At 63.5% G+C, this 16,146-nt stretch carries 14 protein-coding genes; 10 read left to right on the top strand and 4 right to left on the bottom strand.

From position 1 onward, the window contains the following. Positions 1–135: 135 nt before the first annotated feature. From E5720_RS14720 to E5720_RS14700, 5 genes are all read left to right on the top strand, one after another. A complete protein-coding gene (locus tag E5720_RS14720; RefSeq protein ID WP_136171258.1) occupies positions 136–2,421 on the top strand; it encodes a carbon starvation CstA family protein in 2,286 nt (761 codons plus the stop codon). 1 nt (position 2,422) lies between these two features. Then, entirely contained in the window at positions 2,423–2,593 is a 171-nt protein-coding gene (locus E5720_RS14715) for a YbdD/YjiX family protein (protein WP_084346065.1), read from the top strand. A 65-nt stretch (positions 2,594–2,658) separates the two neighbouring features. After that, the gene (locus tag E5720_RS14710) at positions 2,659–4,104 is read left to right on the top strand and encodes an AlkA N-terminal domain-containing protein (RefSeq protein ID WP_136171257.1); all 1,446 of its coding nucleotides are present in this window, start codon (positions 2,659–2,661) and stop codon (positions 4,102–4,104) included. Continuing rightward, the gene (locus tag E5720_RS14705; protein WP_136171256.1) at positions 4,101–4,598 is read left to right on the top strand and encodes a methylated-DNA--[protein]-cysteine S-methyltransferase; all 498 of its coding nucleotides are present in this window, start codon (positions 4,101–4,103) and stop codon (positions 4,596–4,598) included. Before E5720_RS14710 ends, E5720_RS14705 begins: the two co-directional genes overlap by 4 nt. A 95-nt stretch (positions 4,599–4,693) precedes the next feature. Continuing rightward, positions 4,694–5,902 carry an AI-2E family transporter gene (locus E5720_RS14700; protein ID WP_084346068.1) on the top strand — a complete coding sequence of 403 codons (1,209 nt, stop codon included), beginning with the start codon at positions 4,694–4,696 and terminating at the stop codon, positions 5,900–5,902. Here E5720_RS14700 and E5720_RS14695 read toward each other — a convergent pair. Together E5720_RS14695 and E5720_RS14690 are read right to left on the bottom strand one after the other, a co-directional pair. Further along, positions 5,881–8,871: an SMC family ATPase gene (locus E5720_RS14695; protein ID WP_136171255.1), complete on the bottom strand. Its 2,991-nt coding sequence runs from the start codon at positions 8,869–8,871 to the stop codon at positions 5,881–5,883. The two genes, E5720_RS14700 and E5720_RS14695, sit on opposite strands and share 22 nt — an antisense overlap. Before the next feature lie 10 nt (positions 8,872–8,881). Then, positions 8,882–10,081 (bottom strand): exonuclease SbcCD subunit D, encoded by a 1,200-nt coding sequence (locus E5720_RS14690; RefSeq protein WP_136171254.1) that lies wholly within the window; start codon positions 10,079–10,081, stop codon positions 8,882–8,884. Between the two features lie 135 nt (positions 10,082–10,216). Between E5720_RS14690 and E5720_RS14685 the strand changes: the two genes are divergently transcribed. Together E5720_RS14685 and E5720_RS14680 are read left to right on the top strand one after the other, a co-directional pair. After that, entirely contained in the window at positions 10,217–11,383 is a 1,167-nt protein-coding gene (locus E5720_RS14685) for a DNA recombination protein RmuC (RefSeq protein WP_136171253.1), read from the top strand. 110 nt (positions 11,384–11,493) lie between these two features. Beyond that, positions 11,494–12,369 (top strand): DUF6542 domain-containing protein, encoded by an 876-nt coding sequence (locus E5720_RS14680; RefSeq protein WP_136171252.1) that lies wholly within the window; start codon positions 11,494–11,496, stop codon positions 12,367–12,369. Between the two features lie 28 nt (positions 12,370–12,397). Here the strand turns inward: E5720_RS14680 and E5720_RS14675 are convergent, their stop codons facing one another. Beyond that, the gene (locus E5720_RS14675) at positions 12,398–13,408 is read right to left on the bottom strand and encodes a 4-hydroxy-3-methylbut-2-enyl diphosphate reductase (protein ID WP_136171251.1); all 1,011 of its coding nucleotides are present in this window, start codon (positions 13,406–13,408) and stop codon (positions 12,398–12,400) included. A 96-nt stretch (positions 13,409–13,504) separates the two neighbouring features. Between E5720_RS14675 and E5720_RS14670 the strand changes: the two genes are divergently transcribed. The 3 genes from E5720_RS14670 (at position 13,505) to E5720_RS14660 (ending at position 15,556) form a co-directional block, all read left to right on the top strand. Continuing rightward, the gene (locus E5720_RS14670; protein ID WP_136171250.1) at positions 13,505–14,080 is read left to right on the top strand and encodes a lipid droplet-associated protein; all 576 of its coding nucleotides are present in this window, start codon (positions 13,505–13,507) and stop codon (positions 14,078–14,080) included. Between the two features lie 71 nt (positions 14,081–14,151). Beyond that, positions 14,152–15,330, top strand: coding sequence for an exodeoxyribonuclease VII large subunit (gene xseA, locus E5720_RS14665; RefSeq protein ID WP_247596337.1), 1,179 nt, complete (start codon positions 14,152–14,154; stop codon positions 15,328–15,330). Positions 15,331–15,364: 34 nt separating this feature from the next. Beyond that, positions 15,365–15,556: an exodeoxyribonuclease VII small subunit gene (locus E5720_RS14660; RefSeq protein ID WP_247596336.1), complete on the top strand. Its 192-nt coding sequence runs from the start codon at positions 15,365–15,367 to the stop codon at positions 15,554–15,556. A gap of 19 nt (positions 15,557–15,575) precedes the next feature. On the opposite strand, the gene E5720_RS14655 is transcribed toward E5720_RS14660, so the two are convergent. Next, positions 15,576–16,145: a DUF4245 domain-containing protein gene (locus tag E5720_RS14655; RefSeq protein WP_136171248.1), complete on the bottom strand. Its 570-nt coding sequence runs from the start codon at positions 16,143–16,145 to the stop codon at positions 15,576–15,578. Position 16,146: the final 1 nt, after the last annotated feature.

Below are 16,146 nucleotides of genomic sequence, written 5' to 3'. Positions count from 1 at the left end.
ACCAAGTCGCCGGCAGTACCGTTCGGCGCGCACTAGCGACCTTCGGGCCCATATCCATGCCAGAAATCCCCGACGCGAGCCGACTACATGCTTAGGGTGATCATAGTCACATCCGCGAGGCATGGAGTCCATCACATGACACTGAAACCGCCTGGTAATCCACACGTCGAGTTGTTGAAAACGGATCCAGATCTCCCCCCGGTGGGCGTTGTGGACACCAGTCCGATGACGGCGACGAAGCGAGTGATGTTCGTCGTTGTCGGCTTGCTGGGCGGTCTTGCTTGGGTCGTCGTCGCATTCATCCGTGGCGAAAACATCAACGCCGTGTGGTTCGTGATTGCGGCCGTGTGCACCTACGTCATTGCCTTTCGCTTCTACGCGCGTTTGATCGAGAACAAGATCATCCACCCACGCGACGATCGGGCGACGCCCGCGGAGATTCTCGAAAACGGTAAGGACTACATGCCGACGGACCGTCGGGTGTTGTTCGGACACCACTTCGCTGCGATCGCTGGAGCAGGTCCGCTCGTCGGCCCAGTTCTCGCTGCCCAGATGGGTTATCTCCCCGGCACGATGTGGATCATCATCGGAGTCGTGTTCGCGGGAGCCGTACAGGACTTCCTCGTCCTGTGGATCTCGACGCGTCGTCGCGGACGAAGCCTCGGTCAGATGGCTCGCGACGAACTCGGTATGGTCGGCGGAATCGCCGCTCTGATCGGCGTTTTCGTCATCATGATCATCATCATTGCGGTACTCGCGCTCGTCGTTGTCAACGCGTTGGCCGAGAGTCCATGGGGAGTGTTCTCCATCGCACTGACCATCCCGATCGCGCTCTTCATGGGCGTCTACCTGCGATTTCTCCGCCCAGGAAAGGTGTCCGAGGTCTCGCTCATCGGCGTCGTACTCCTACTGTTCGCGATCATCTCAGGCGGCTGGGTCGCCGAAACCGGCTGGGGCACCGACTGGTTCACCCTCTCCAAGGTCACTGTCGCCTGGCTCCTCATCGGCTACGGTCTCGCCGCATCGATCCTGCCGGTGTGGCTGCTCCTCGCCCCACGTGACTACCTGTCGACCTTCATGAAGGTGGGCACCATCGCCCTGTTGGCGATCGGTATCCTCATCGCCCGCCCGGAGATTCAGATGCCGGCCATGACGTCGTTCGCGACCGAAGGCAACGGCCCGGCGTTCTCTGGCTCACTCTTCCCGTTCCTCTTCATCACCATTGCCTGCGGCGCTCTCTCCGGCTTCCACGCGCTGATCTGTTCCGGCACGACTCCGAAGCTGCTCGAGAAAGAAAAGCAGATGCGGATGATCGGCTACGGCGGCATGCTCACCGAATCGTTCGTCGCGATCATGGCCCTTGTCACCGCATGCATCCTCGACCAGCATTTGTACTTCGCCCTCAATGCGCCAGAAGCACTCACCGGAGGAACAGCCGAAAGTGCGGCCACCTATGTGAACGGTCTCGGGCTTGGTGGTACCGACATCACGCCCGATCAGTTCACCCAGGCCGCAGCAGCCGTCGGCGAAGAATCGATCATTTCGCGCACCGGCGGCGCACCCACCCTCGCGTTCGGAATGTCCGAGGTCCTGCACCAAGTCTTCGGGGGCGCAAGCCTCAAGTCGTTCTGGTACCACTTCGCCATCATGTTCGAAGCACTTTTCATCCTCACCACCGTCGACGCCGGAACCCGCGTGGCACGTTTCATGCTCTCCGACAGCATCGGCAACCTTCCCGGCGCGTCGGCGAAGAAGTTCAAAGACCCGTCGTGGCGTCCCGGCGCGTGGCTGTGCTCGTTCGTAGTTGTTGCGGCGTGGGGTGCAATCCTGCTCATGGGTGTCACCGATCCACTCGGCGGTATCAATACGTTGTTCCCATTGTTCGGTATCGCCAACCAACTTCTTGCCGCGATCGCTCTCACCGTCGTGATGACCATCGTGGTCAAGCGCGGATACTACAAATGGGCGTGGATCCCCGGCGTTCCGTTGATCTGGGATCTCATCGTCACGATGACCGCGTCGTACCAGAAGATCTTCTCCGACATCCCGGCCATCGGTTACTGGAAGCAGCACAGTATCTTCGTCGACGCTAAGGCTCAGGGGCTGACCGAGTTCCAGAGTGCGAAGACGTCCGAGGCGATCGATGCCGTCATCCGCAACACCTTTATCCAGGGCACACTGTCGATCATCTTCGCGGTGTTGGTCCTCATCGTTGCCGTGGCCGGCCTCGTGGTGTGCATCAAAGCCATTCGGGCAGGAGGGCTTCCGAACAACGAGGATCCCGAAGTTCCCTCGAAGATCTTCGCCCCCGCAGGCTTCATCCCGACGGCCGCGGAGAAAGAGATCCAGCAGGATTGGGACAAACTGATCGCCGACGGCACCGTCCGAGCACCCGGCGCCGCACACGCCGGGCAGCACTGACATGCACGGCCTGTGGTGGTGGATCACCTCGGTGATGGGTGACAAGGACTACGAGCACTACCTTGCCCATATGCGACGGGTGCATCCGGACGAGCCGGTTCCATCGGAGCGCCAGTTCTGGCGGGACCGCTACGCCGAGGCCGATGCACACCCCGGGGCACGGTGTTGTTGAAGCTCCACACGCCGATGGCTGATTCCCGCTAGCGCGGCGTGTCCGCCGGTGACACAGTGGATCGCATGGAGTTGGACTTCGAGCGGTGCTATCGGGCCGTATCTGCACGTGACACCCGCTTCGACGGGCAGTTCTTCACGGCCGTCCGCACGACGGGTATCTACTGCCGCCCGTCGTGTCCGGCAGTCACGCCCAAAGCGAAGAACGTGCAGTTCGTTCCGACGGCGGCGGCAGCGCAACAGGCCGGGTTTCGAGCCTGCCGACGCTGTCAACCCGACGCCACCCCTGGCTCACCACAATGGAATATCAACTCGGACTTGGCCTCCCGCGCTATGCGGCTCATTTCCGACGGCGCGGTAGAGCGTGGCGGCGTGGACTCGCTGGCCGATTCGCTCGGGTACTCCACCCGCCAGCTCACGCGGGTTCTCAGCGCCGAGATCGGTGCAGGCCCGTTGGCATTGGCGCGTGCGCATCGGGCGCACACGGCTCGGACGTTGATCCAGACCACGACGATGACGATGACCGATATCGCATTCGCGTCCGGGTTTTCCAGCGTTCGCCAGTTCAACGAGACCATTCTTGAAGTGTTTGCAGTGAACCCCACCACGTTGCGCGGCGAAGCCACCCGAACGAAGACCCTGTCCAGCAACGGGACCGTCACGCTACGACTCCCCTACCGCCAACCGTTGGATCGAACCTGGCTCGAATGGTTCCTTCGCGGTCATGCTGTACCCGGCGTCGAGTCCTTCGACGATCGAACCTACCGCCGATCCCTTCGACTCCCACACGGACATGGCATCGTCGGACTTCGGATCGAGGACGGTTACGTCGACACGACGTTGAGCCTGCACGATATGCGCGACTTGGCCCCCGCCGTGGCCCGGGTCCGACGCCTGCTCGATCTGGATGCGGACCCGGAAGCCGTGGATACCGCCCTGTCCGCAGATCCTGCTCTTGCACCGAATGTTGCGGCACACCCGGGCATACGCGTCGTCGGAAATGTCGACGCCACAGAGTTGCTGTTACGGACCATGATCGGCCAACAGATCTCGCTGGGTGCCGCTGCCACGCATACCGCGCGCCTGGTCGAGGCGCTGGGCGAGCGGATCGAGGATCCGGGCGGCGGCACCATCACCCGACTGTTCCCCGACGCGTCCGCCGTCGCCGAACACGGACACGAAGTACTCACCGGCCCCAAGGCACGAGTAGGCGCGATCATCGGAGTGGCCGACGCGATCGCGTCGGGCAAGATCGAGCTGCACGTCGCGCGATCGGCCGAAGACCTCGAACGAGACCTTCTCGCGCTCAAAGGCATCGGCCCGTGGACCGCCCGATACGTGGTGATGCGATTGCTGGCCGACCCGGACGTGCTGCTCGACACCGACCTCGTTGTCCGTCAGGGCGCCGAAGCGCTCGGCATCCCCCTCACCGATACGAGCCGATGGGCGCCATGGCGCTCGTACGTCTCGATGCACCTGTGGAACATCGCGCTCGAAAGAAGAGGACTATGACTGCAACTGCCGCCACGACCGACACCCCGATCGGACCGTTCACCGCCATAGTCGACGCCGAAGGCTGCGTGCTGGCGTCCGGATGGACTGCAACTACCGAAGACCTGCAACCGCTGATTCACAAGTCGTTGCGGCCCAACGACATCCGGATGGTATCGAACCTCGGCAGTATCACCGCGGCAATCGAGGACTACCACCGCGGCGAGCTCACGGTCATCGACGACATACCCGTCGCACAACAGTCCGGAGAATTTCTGATGTATGCGTGGAAAGTACTTCGGACCGTTCCCGCCGGGTCGCCGGTGACGTACTCGGAGTTCGCGGATATGGCCGGCCGTCCGGCCGCCATCCGCGGCGCGGCATCGGCCTGCGCGCGCAACGCAGCGGCACTGTTCGTTCCGTGTCACCGGGTCTTTCGCATCGGTGGGGCACTCGGCGGTTTCAGATGGGGATTGCCTGCGAAGACCTGGCTACTGGCGCACGAGGTGGCCTGAGGATTGAGCGCGTCGACAGTTGGGTAGTACAGGCAATCGAGACGTTAGAGTCACTCGGGTACCCGAGTCCGAAGCCACCGAAAAGGACAACCGACGTGACGGAACAGACAGTGCCCAACGGTAAGCCTGGGCGCGATCGCGGCGACCTCATCGGTGTCGGTGGGGTGTGGCTGGCAAAGTGGTCGCTGATCCTCGTATCGGTAGCCGCTGGGGCCTGGGTACTCGGCTGGATCATCTCGGCGCTGTGGGTAGTCATACTCCCTTCGCTGCTCGCGATCATCGTGGCAACCGTTCTATGGCCGCCGACCAAGTGGCTCATGCGCGTAGGTATCCCGGCCGCTCTCGCGGCCACGACTTCGCTCGTCGTCTTCTTCCTCGTTATCGGTGGCGTGATCACATTGATCGTCCCGTCCGTCGTGGACTCGGCGCCCGAGCTCGTAGACAAAGCGACGCAGGGCGTGTCCCAGGTACAGGACTGGCTCAAGGGCCCGCCGATCAACCTGCAGGACGAGCAGATCGACAATGCTGTCTCGGCCATCACCTCCCGGTTGCAGGAAAGCGGAACCGCCATTGCCTCCGGTGTTTTCAGTGGTGTTACCGCCGCGAGCTCGATTCTCATCACCCTGGCACTTGTCCTCGTACTGACGTTCTTTTTCGTCAAGGACGGGCCCAAATTCACTCCGTGGCTGCACGGCTTCGCCGGTGGTCGTGCAGGAAGACATCTCGCCGAGATCCTGGCACGAATGTGGGCGACGCTCGGTGGGTTCATCCGAACCCAGGCAGTGGTGAGCCTCATCGACGCATTCTTCATCGGCCTCGGATTGATCGTTCTCAATGTGCCGCTGGCGCTCGTCCTCGCCACCATCACCTTTCTCGGCGGATTCATCCCCATCGTCGGTGCATTCGTTGCAGGCGCCTTGGCCGTCTTGGTCGCACTTGTCGCCAACGGACCGACCACCGCGCTGATCGTGTTGGCCATCATTTTCGCCGTTCAGCAGCTCGAAGGAAACGTTCTGCAACCGGTTCTGCAGAGTCGCAGTATGAATCTGCATCCCGCGATCGTGCTGTTGGCCGTCACCGGTGGCGGTTCGGTGTTCGGCATAGTCGGTGCCTTCCTCGCTGTACCTGCCGCCGCCGTAGCCGCGGTCCTGATTCGCTACGTCTCCGAGCAAGCCGACGAACGCTCGAACGAGGCCAGCCAGGCAGAACTAGAGGAGTCGGCGCCGGATCCGGACGAACTACTGACCGACGAGAAAGACGAGGACGAGGACGAAAAGTCAGCTCAGGACGCCGAAAAGAGCTGAAGCCTCGACCCGTCCCGCTCACGAATGACGTGGAGCCGGCTCGGTATTCGTTGACGCATCTCATCGACGTGGGAGACGATTCCCACCACACGCCCGCCGGCCCTGAGTTCGTCCAAAACCCCCATGACCGATTCCAAGGTGTCGGCGTCCAGCGTGCCGAAGCCTTCGTCGATGAACATCGTGTCGAGGACGACTCCGCCGGATTCTGCGGCCACGACGTCCGCCAGCCCGAGAGCAAGCGCCAACGACGCCAGGAACGACTCTCCTCCCGACAGCGTCTTCGCCGAACGGACGACTCCGGTGTAGTCGTCACGGATGTCGAGGCCCAATCCGCCACGCCTCCCACGAGATTCGGCCTCGTCGGAATGAACGAACTCGTATCGTCCCGCTGACATACGCTGCAACCTCGCCGACGCCGACTCGGCGACGTCCTCGAGGCGCGAGGCCAACACGTACGACCGGAGTGACATCTTTCGAGCATTCTGTCCTCGACCTGCGACGACGTCGGTCAGTGCAGCCAACTGGTCGTGTTTGGCCTGCATCGGTGCCGCGCGGTCGACTGCGGCCCACAACTGGGCGGTCAGTTCTTCCACTTGCTCGAAGCGTCGCTTGCATTCGGCCTGGCGCGCAACGGCAGCATCGAGTTCGACCGCTGCAGCGTCGGCAGCCTCCTGCCAGGGTGCTGTCTCCACCGGTTCGGTGTCGGTGTCTCCGATGGCTGCGATCGCAGGTTCGGCAAGAACCTGCTCGGCATGAGCGCGAATGTCGTGTGCTGCAGCGAGTTGCTTCTCGATGCTCCGGACTCGCTCGGCGGGGATCACCACGGCCGCTGCGTCCTCGGCGGACTCGAAGCCGGATTCCGACACCTGCGCTGCCAGTCGCTCGGCGATCGCCCCGCTGATGTCGGCCGCGCGAGCGGCAGCGACCCTCTTGTGTTGAAGATCGGTGGAGAGTGCGATCAGCTTCTCGAGGCGCGCCACACGCTGATCGAGTGTCTCCTCACCGTCGACAGCGGCGGCGACACGTGCGCGCATCCCCTCGACGGCGCTCCTAACCTGAGCCGCCCGTGCAGCGAGACCCGCTGCAGTGGATCGATGCTCGGCAATGACGGAAGCGAGCCGGTGATCCTCGGACCTGAGGTGAGCCAATCCCGCCCGAAGGTCGTCGAGTGAAGCAGCAGCTGTCCTTGCTGCCGTCAATCGAGTAGTCACCTCGTCAAGGGCCACCACCAGTTCATCGCTACCGCGGCCACCGGAACGAGCAATGAGTGCATCGAGCACCCGAACAAGCTCGGCCGCTTCCGCAGTCCGAAGATTCTCGGCAGCGGCCGCTCTACGCTCGGCACTGCTCGCCTCGGCTTCCTCCGCCTTCGTGACCGTCGAGTCGGCGGCCGACGCAGGCTCCGGGTGCGACCGGGATCCACAGACTCCGCACGGGCTGCCGTCGACAAGCTCTGTTGCCAGCTCCGCGGCCATTCCGGTGAGACGTCGTTCTCGCAGATCGAGTAGATGTTCCCGAGTGTCGTTGTGCGCCGTGCGTGCCGCTTCGCGAGCCGACTCGGCCGAGGCGAGCGCGGTTCGAGTCTTCGTGAGTTCGATTGCCGCCTTGACTGCATCGGAGACAGCGGCAGATTCGGACTCGAGCGCAGGCACATTCGCGGCAGCGTGCACAGCAGTGGTCACCGAGAGTTCTGCTGCAGCGATCGCCGCAGGCAACTGTTCTCTGAGGACGAGTGCTGCTTCGACAGCCTTCTCGACGGCAAGGCACTCGGAGGTCAGCTCGCGCGCAACGGCCTCCTCCGCATCGGCGCGAATAGCCAACTTCCGCATCTCCTGGAGGCCGACCACCGCCGTCGTCCACTCGCGCACAGCGTTGGCGACGACCGCCCGAGCTTCGTCTGCATCCGAGGACGACGCGGCGAGGACCATATCGGATCCATCGATCATCGCCAACGAGCCGCGCACCGACTCTGCGTCACGCGCAGCGAGGTCGTAGGCCCGTGCGGTTTTCGCATACTCGGCGGCGAGCGTCGCGATAGGGCCTGCAGCAGCAGACCGTTCGACTTCTCGGCGAATCACGTCCCGCTCGGGGGCTGCCCCGTGGAACTCGGCCAACTGCTTCCGCGCGAGGTCTCGTCGTTGCCTCAACACGAGGAGAGTTTTGTGGCGATCGAGTGCCGAGGCGGCGAGCTCGGCCTTGCCTCGCGCAGTTGCGAGCGCTGTCGACGCCGCGGCGTGCGCACCGCGAGCACGCCCCAGAACATCGGTGGCCCACTCCATCGGTTCACGGTCGAGTCCTTCGTCCTCGCCCGAGGCCGTGGCGATCCGACCGCGCAACTTGTCGATGGCAATGCGCGAAGACTCCATCAACGCTGCGCTGGAACGCCTTTCGTTGGCAAACCACTGCTCCACGTCCCCGAACCTGCTGGTGTCGAACAGCCTCTCGAGGAGATTGCCACGCTCTTCGCTGTCCGCACGCAGGAACCGAGCGAACTCACCTTGAGGCAGGAGGACGACCTGAAAGAACTGATCTGCACTCATCCCGAGTGCGGCGCCCACTGCCTCACCGATCTCGTCGAGGCGGGTCAAGTTCTGCCCATCGCCGTCGAGCCACGTCAGACTGGCCTTCGAATTTTCCTTGGTGGTACCCGTCCTCTTGCCCTTCTTGGGCCGCAGGTACTCGGGAGAGCGAACGATCCGGACGCGTCTGCCACCGAGAGTGGCCTCGAGCACCACTCTGGGTACCGCACCGGGCGCAGCATGGTCGGACAGAAGGCGCTTGCCTTCCCTGCGCGCACCCGGAACCGTTCCATACAGGGCAAAGGCGACGGCGTCGAGAACAGTGGTCTTGCCCGCACCGGTCTGACCGTGGAGCAGAAACAGTCCGTCGGCACCGAGGGCGTCGAAGTCGACGGATTGGGTTCGAGCGAAGGGACCGAATGCAGTGATCTCGAGTCGATGCAGTCTCATGCCGGTCGGCTCATGCGCTGCGTCCGGACAACTCGTACTGCTCGACACGCTCGTCGTCACGGGAAACGTCCTCGCGCTGCACCGCAGCCAATGCCCGTTCGAGCAACGAAACCTCCCGCGCTTCGGGAGTAGTTCGCATGTCGGTGACGAACGAGGTGGCAATGTCGATATCGGTGCGACCGCGCACGCGATCACGATACCGCAGCTCGGAAGTGCCTGCAGGACGCGACCATTCGAGGTGAACAGCGTGCGGGAAGCGGGCACGCAGCGCGCGCATGGCATCGACCGGACGAATCGGATCGGTCAGGACGGCCGACACGTAGTGCTCTTCGGCGTCGGCGAATTCGCTTGCAGTGGTCAGCTCTTCGACGGTGCCTTCGATCCGGCTCAAACCACGGACGACCGGCAAATCCACTCTCTCGACCGCGCCCAGACCGTCCGCATCGAGTTGGAGTATCCACACAGCTTTCCGGTGAGACCGCTCACCGAACGAATACGGCAACGGCGAGCCCGAATAACGAACACGGTCGGTCAGCGTCTGCGGAGAATGCAAGTGGCCCAGCGCAACATAGTCGACACCGTCGAATGCAGATGCTGCAACGGTCTCGACCCCACCTACCGAGATCGAACGCTCGGAACCGGTCGCTTCACCACCGACGACGAACGCATGAGCCAGCACCACCGATCGCACGTGATCCGCACCGCTCCGTCGGCCGCCGAGATCTGCGGTGATGCGCTCCATCGCCGCATCCAACACATCCGCGTGCGACCGCGCACCGGGAACGTCGAGTTCGATCCGCGTGGTTTCCGGCTCCAGATAAGGAATTCCGTAGAAGGCGACCGGACCGAACTCGTCGTCGATCACCACCGGAGTGCCTACCTCGCCCACACGGGTCATCAGATGCAAACCGCCTGCCGAGGCGAATGCTGCACCCGCACCGAGCCGCGCCGGCGAATCATGATTGCCCGAGGTCGCCACGATGACAGCGCCAGCCGCACGGATGGCTTCCAGTCCCCTGTTGCATACGAGGACCGCATCTGCGCTCGGCACGGCGCGATCATAGATGTCACCCGGCACGACCACCACGTCGATTCTTTGTGTGGCAACCAGATCCGCAATGGCCGCCAGCGCAGCAGCCTGGTCGGCAAGCAGGTCGACGCCGTGGAACGTGCGGCCGATGTGCCAGTCCGAGGTGTGCAGGATCTTCATGAATACGACGCTAACGGAGGCCACCGACAAACGCGCTCAACCGCTACGGCCAGTCGGCCCCTGCGCCCTGCGAGGTAGACAGGCCCTCGGGCTGATCCGAGAAGCCTGTCGGTGCCCTCGGGCATCATCTGCGTCATGAACGCACTTACCGCTGTCGGAATGGCATTCGCCTTCGCTCTCGGGGCAGCCCTCGGATGGTTGTTGCACTCGAGCAGGTTCGGAGATCGTGCGGTGCGCGCCGAGGAACAGTTGGCGGCACTCCGCGACAACGAGGCGCTGCTGCGAAGATCTCTCGATGCCGTCAACGAGGATTCGGCCCGCAGGCATTCAGGAGCAATCGGCCAACAGGTGTCACATCTGGTGGAACCGCTGCACGACGCCGTAGACGCGCTCACCGAGCAGGTAAGACAGGTAGAGCACAGTCGAATCCGGGCATACGCCGGTCTGACCGAGCAGGTGACCGGGATGCAACGCGCATCGGTTCATCTGTCAACGCAGACGTCCCAACTGGTCACCGCGTTGCGCGCACCGCAGATTCGTGGACGTTGGGGTGAGATACAACTCGAACGGGTCGTCGAGCTCGCCGGCATGGTCAAGCACTGCGATTTCGACACCCAGGTCACCCGGGACGGGGTTCGCCCGGACATGATCGTCCGGTTGGCAGGCGGTCGGCAGATTGTGGTGGATGCCAAAGTTCCGTTCGCGGCCTATCTCGACGCCGCGCAGGAGGAAGACGCCGATGCTCGAAGCAAGCAGTTGACTCGGCATGCTCGGCACCTGCGAACACATGTTGATCAATTGTCGGCCAAGGAATATTGGCGCTCGTTCGAACCGACGCCCGAGTTCGTGATTCTATTCGTCCCAGGTGACCCGTTTCTCGACGCCGCGCTCACGTCCGATTCGTCGCTGCTGGAATACGCATTCACCAGGAATGTGATACTTGCCACTCCCACGACTTTGGTCGCCCTTCTACGCACGGTTGCGTACACGTGGAAGCAGGAGTCGCTCGCCGAGGACGCCGCTCGAATTCAGATGCTCGGACGAGAGCTGTATTCCAGACTCGGAGTCGTTGCCGCGCACCTGGACAAGCTCGGCGGGCATCTCGGCAAGGCAGTCGACTCCTTCAACTCCACCGTGTCTTCGGTCGATTCCAGGGTCACAGTGACAGCACGCAAACTATCCGAGCTCGAGCTTTTCGATACCGAAGTCGTCGAGGTCCGCCGGGTCGACAGCCGACCGAAAGTGTCCGATTCGTCGCATCCGTTGCACCAGTTCGGTCACGTCAGCGACGCAGTCGGGTGATCAGCCGCTAATCTCGGTGGGTGTCTACATCCCAACGAGCCCGTTCCGGGGTTCCGCTGGATCAACGTTCAGCCCTCGCATCAGTACCCGGCGTCCCAGCGTGGGGGGCGGTGGCAATCGCCGGCGGTGCCAGTTTTCTCGGTTTCGTCATCGACGCAGCCCGCGGAACCGAGCTGACCTCTGCTTTCGCCTGCTTTTACATCATCGGTGTCGTTGCCGCAGTTGTCCTGGTCCGATATCGCGGCCTCTTCACGGCGCTGGTCCAGGCTCCATTGATCCTGTTCGTCGCGGTCCCCATGGCGTATCAGTACTTCACCGAGAATCCGGGAACCGGCGTGAAGGACATTCTGCTGAATGCCGCTATTCCCCTGGTCAATCGGTTTCCGTTGATGCTGCTGGGCACCGTTCTGGCAATCGGGATCGGCGGTGCACGCATCTACCTCAAGAGGCAGTCCACTCACGCCCCCACTCGCTCGGTCCGCGACAGGGCCAAGCAAACACGTGACCGTACGAGGGCGTCCAGGGCGAAGACGAAGAACGCACCGGATTCAGCGCGCAGTCCAGAGGATCGGGTTTCCGGACGGGGACCCGCATCCGACGGCCACTCGACAGACGGTGAACGCCGAAGTACCGACGCACGCCGGCCGAGCGCCGAGGGCCGCAGGAGCCGTCCAAGTGCCGAAGGCCGCCAGAGCACCGGAGACCGCCAGAGCCGTCCGAGCACCGAGGGACGTCGAGCGCGGCGCGAACGCGCCGAGCCGTCCTATGACAGCCCGGCCGCCGACCCATATGGCGCCGACCCGTATCGACCCGGACCGGTCGACGCGGATCGGTCGACGCTCCCGCCGAGGCGGGCCGCACCCCGACCGCCGCAGCCACTGGCGCCCCGCCAAACCGGTATGGATCCGCGTTCGGCACCGGCAAGCGCACATGTCCCGCCGCATCCGCTCCCGCAGGTTCGCTACCGGGACCGCACCGAACCCTGACTAGGCTCGCCCGAACGTCGGAAGCCGATCAGGCCTTGGTCGGCCGAAGCTCGCGCGGCAGTGAGAAGACGAGAGTTTCGTTGGCCGTGGTCACGGGCTGAACATCGGCATAGCCGTGCTCGGACAGCAGATCGATGACTCCCTGTACAAGAATCTCCGGCACCGACGCACCCGAAGTGATGCCGACGGTCTGCACTCCGGTCAGCCAGGCCAGGTCGATCTCCTTCGCGTAATCGACGAGGTAGCTGGCGCGCGCACCGGCGGAAAGTGCCACTTCTACCAGCCGGACAGAGTTGGAGGAGTTCGTCGACCCGACGACGATCACCAGATCGCACTCGGGTGCCATCACCTTCACCGCGACCTGACGGTTCTGTGTCGCGTAGCAAATGTCGTCGCTCGGCGGATCCTGCAATGTCGGGAAGCGCTCACGTAGACGTGCGACCGTGAGCATCGTCTCGTCGACGCTGAGTGTGGTCTGCGACAGCCAGATGACCTTGTTCGGATCACGCACGGTGACGTCGTCGACAGAGTCCGGGCCGTCCACGAGCTGCACATGTTCAGGCGCCTCACCGGCAGTGCCTTCCACTTCCTCGTGCCCTTCGTGGCCGATCAACAGAATGTCGTAGTCGTCGCGGGCGAACCGTTTGGCTTCCTGGTGAACCTTGGTGACGAGGGGGCAGGTGGCGTCGATGGTGCGGAGCTGACGCTCCGCAGCCGAAGCGTGTACCGCGGGCGATACGCCGTGCGCGGAAAACACCAACAGTGCGCCTTCAGGCACCTCGTCGGTCTCCTCGACGAAGACGGCCCCGCGATCGGCCAACGTCTCGACGACATGCCGGTTGTGCACGATCTCCTTACGGACGTACACCGGAGCACCATGCTGCTCCAGCGCCTTCTCCACGGTCTCGACCGCGCGATCGACGCCGGCGCAGTAGCCGCGTGGCTCTGCCAGGAGTACTCGTTTTCCTCCGGTGTAAGGGGCGGAATCAGCGCCCGATGGACGTGCGATACCCAGGTTCAGTGGAACAGCCGAAGACATGACTACAGGGTACGTGAGCAGGGCGCCGCGATTCCGACTAGTGGGCGACCCGCCTGTCGGCTACCCAAATGCCTGGACTTCAGGCAGGCTGTGAATATGACTCGTGTCCCTTTTGCTGCACGTGTGGCCGCGGGCGTGGTGGTGACCGTCGTCGAAGAGGCGCGCAAGCTCCCCGGTACCGCGGTCACCTTTCCAATGACGGTCGTCAGCGAAATACTGGCCAGCTCGATGCGCCTTCAACAGCAGGTCACCGCTCTCGCGATCAAGGGCGACGAGGTCATCTCGTTGTTGCCTCTCGTCGGAACCCCCGCTCAGGACCAGCCGTCTTGGGCTGTGTTCGACGACGACCATGCCCCGCCCTCGCTGAACGAGAACGAAGAGCTCGACGTCCCGGACCACGAGCCTGTCGCTGCGACCGGTCGTTTCGCGTTGTACTCCACTCCGCCGGCCGAGGTCGAGGAAGAAGTGCAGGCCGTGACGTCCACCGAGCGACCGGAGATCGTCGACCTCGTCGATTACGACGCCCTAGCGCTCGCACAATTACGTGCTCGTCTGCGCACCCTGTCCCTCGAGGACTTGGAGACGCTCCTCGACTACGAGGCCGATTCGCGCGCACGTGCTCCGTTCCTGACGATGCTCGAGAACCGAATCACCACAGCGAAAGCCAAGTGAGCGCAACCAATCAGACGTCGGGCCCCGGTCCGAGCAGCGCCGAAGAGCCGTGGCCGGTCCGCACCGTAGCGATGAAAGTCGCCGGGTGGATCGACCGACTCGGGAGCGTCTGGGTCGAGGGCCAACTGACCCAGATCAATGCCAGGCCAGGTACACGGACCGCGTTTCTCGTCCTGCGTGATCCGTCGGCCGACATGTCACTGTCGGTCACCTGCTCGCCGCAACTGCTGGAGCGGTCACCGGTCCCACTGACCGAAGGCGCGCAGGTCATCCTGTACGGCAAGCTGTCTTTCTACACCGGCCGAGGCACAGTCTCATTGCGTGCCACCGACATTCGGGCCGTCGGTGTCGGCGAACTCCTTGCCCGAGTCGAACGTCTACGCAGCCTCCTGGCTGCCGAAGGCCTGTTCGATCCGCGCCTCAAACGGCCACTTCCATTTCTTCCCAGCACGATCGGCCTGATCACCGCGCGCGCAAGTGCCGCCGAGAAGGACGTTCTGACCGTTGCGCAAAGGCGTTGGCCGGCAGTACGATTCGAAGTCAGACACACTCCTGTACAGGGCCCGCAGGCAGTGCCCGCGATCCTCGGCGCATTGAAAGAACTCAACGACAACAGCGACGTCGACGTCATCATCCTGGCCCGCGGAGGCGGTAGCGTCGAAGATCTGCTGCCGTTCTCCGACGAGGCACTGTGCCGCGCGATCTCGGCCGCGACCACACCGATCGTCAGCGCCATCGGACACGAACCGGACAGCCCGCTCAGCGATCACGTCGCCGACCTACGTGCCGCGACTCCGACCGACGCCGCCAAGCTGGTGGTGCCCGACGCCGTAGCCGAGCAGAATCTCGTCGCCGACCTGAGGTCCAGAACTGCTGCTGCGCTCCGGAACTGGGTCGCCAGAGAAGCGCGTGGGCTCGAGATGATCCGACATCGACCGGTCCTTGCCGACCCGATCGCAGGTATCGAGCGTCGCCGCGAGGAGATCACGCGACTGCGCGAGGCAACCCGACGCGACGTTCTGCGCGAACTCGCGAAACAGGAAACCCTCGTCGAACACTTACGAAATCGATCGCAAGCCCTCGGGCCCGCAGCGACGCTGGCGCGTGGCTACGCCGTCGTGCAACGCATGGTCGCCGGCGGCGATCCCGAGGTGTTGCGTTCGGTCGATGACGCACCACCGGGAACACAGATCCGAGTACGAGTGGCCGACGGCGCAGTGACTGCCGCGGTCATGGGCAAAGTTCGATAGGAGAAAACTCTTGACTGAAACACCGATCGAAGAAATGGGCTACGAGGCTGCCCGAGACGAACTGGTCGACGTGGTGAAGGTTCTCGAACAGGGTGGCCTCGATCTCGACGCATCGCTCGCCTTGTGGGAACGAGGCGAATTGCTCGCGACCCGCTGCGAGGAGCACCTCGCCGGCGCACGCAAGCGCGTCGAGAATGCCCTCGCACACGTGAAGGACCAGGACTGACGCTCGCCAAGGCTCGAGTTCAAGGTGTCAGGGGTGTCGCTTGGGTAGTCGCAGCGGCGAGCGTGGTGAATTCCTCGGAAGATCCGCTACCGGTGATGAGCAGCCGCACGTCACCCAGGTCCGTCACCCACACCGGCTCTTCGCTCTGTTGCGTGTAGACGACCCACTCCTTGCCGTCGATCGACTGAGTTCCCGAGGCGAATCGAGGCTCGCCGACAGCGAACGGCACGAGCACGTCTTCACTTGCGTTCGATTGCGTGAGCCGGTTGTAGCGCCCGGCACCGGAGATGTATCCGACAGTGCTGGTGTCCCCACCCTGATCGCCTGCGATGGATCCGCGGCTTCCCGAGTTAGGCGTCCAGTCGTCGGGAACCTTGGGGTTGCGGATCGGGAAGTCGACCTCGGACGCGTCGTACTGCATTGCCGCGGCGACGTCGAAGTTCGGGATCGGTCCCTGCGTCGGCCCGCCTGGGCTCAACGTGCACTGACTGGCAATTCCGGCAATCAACAGACAGGCGATCACTAGCGGAATGAGGGACCAGACCATGTCACGGTTGTTGTTCAGGATCCGGGGTTTACTGTTCGCCACG

It is taken from the genome of Rhodococcus sp. PAMC28707 (assembly GCF_004795915.1).
In the GTDB taxonomy this organism is placed as follows: Bacteria; Actinomycetota; Actinomycetes; order Mycobacteriales; family Mycobacteriaceae; genus Rhodococcoides.
The sequence above is the reverse complement of the archived record's forward strand: the minus strand, read 5'-3'. Positions and strand labels throughout refer to the sequence as shown.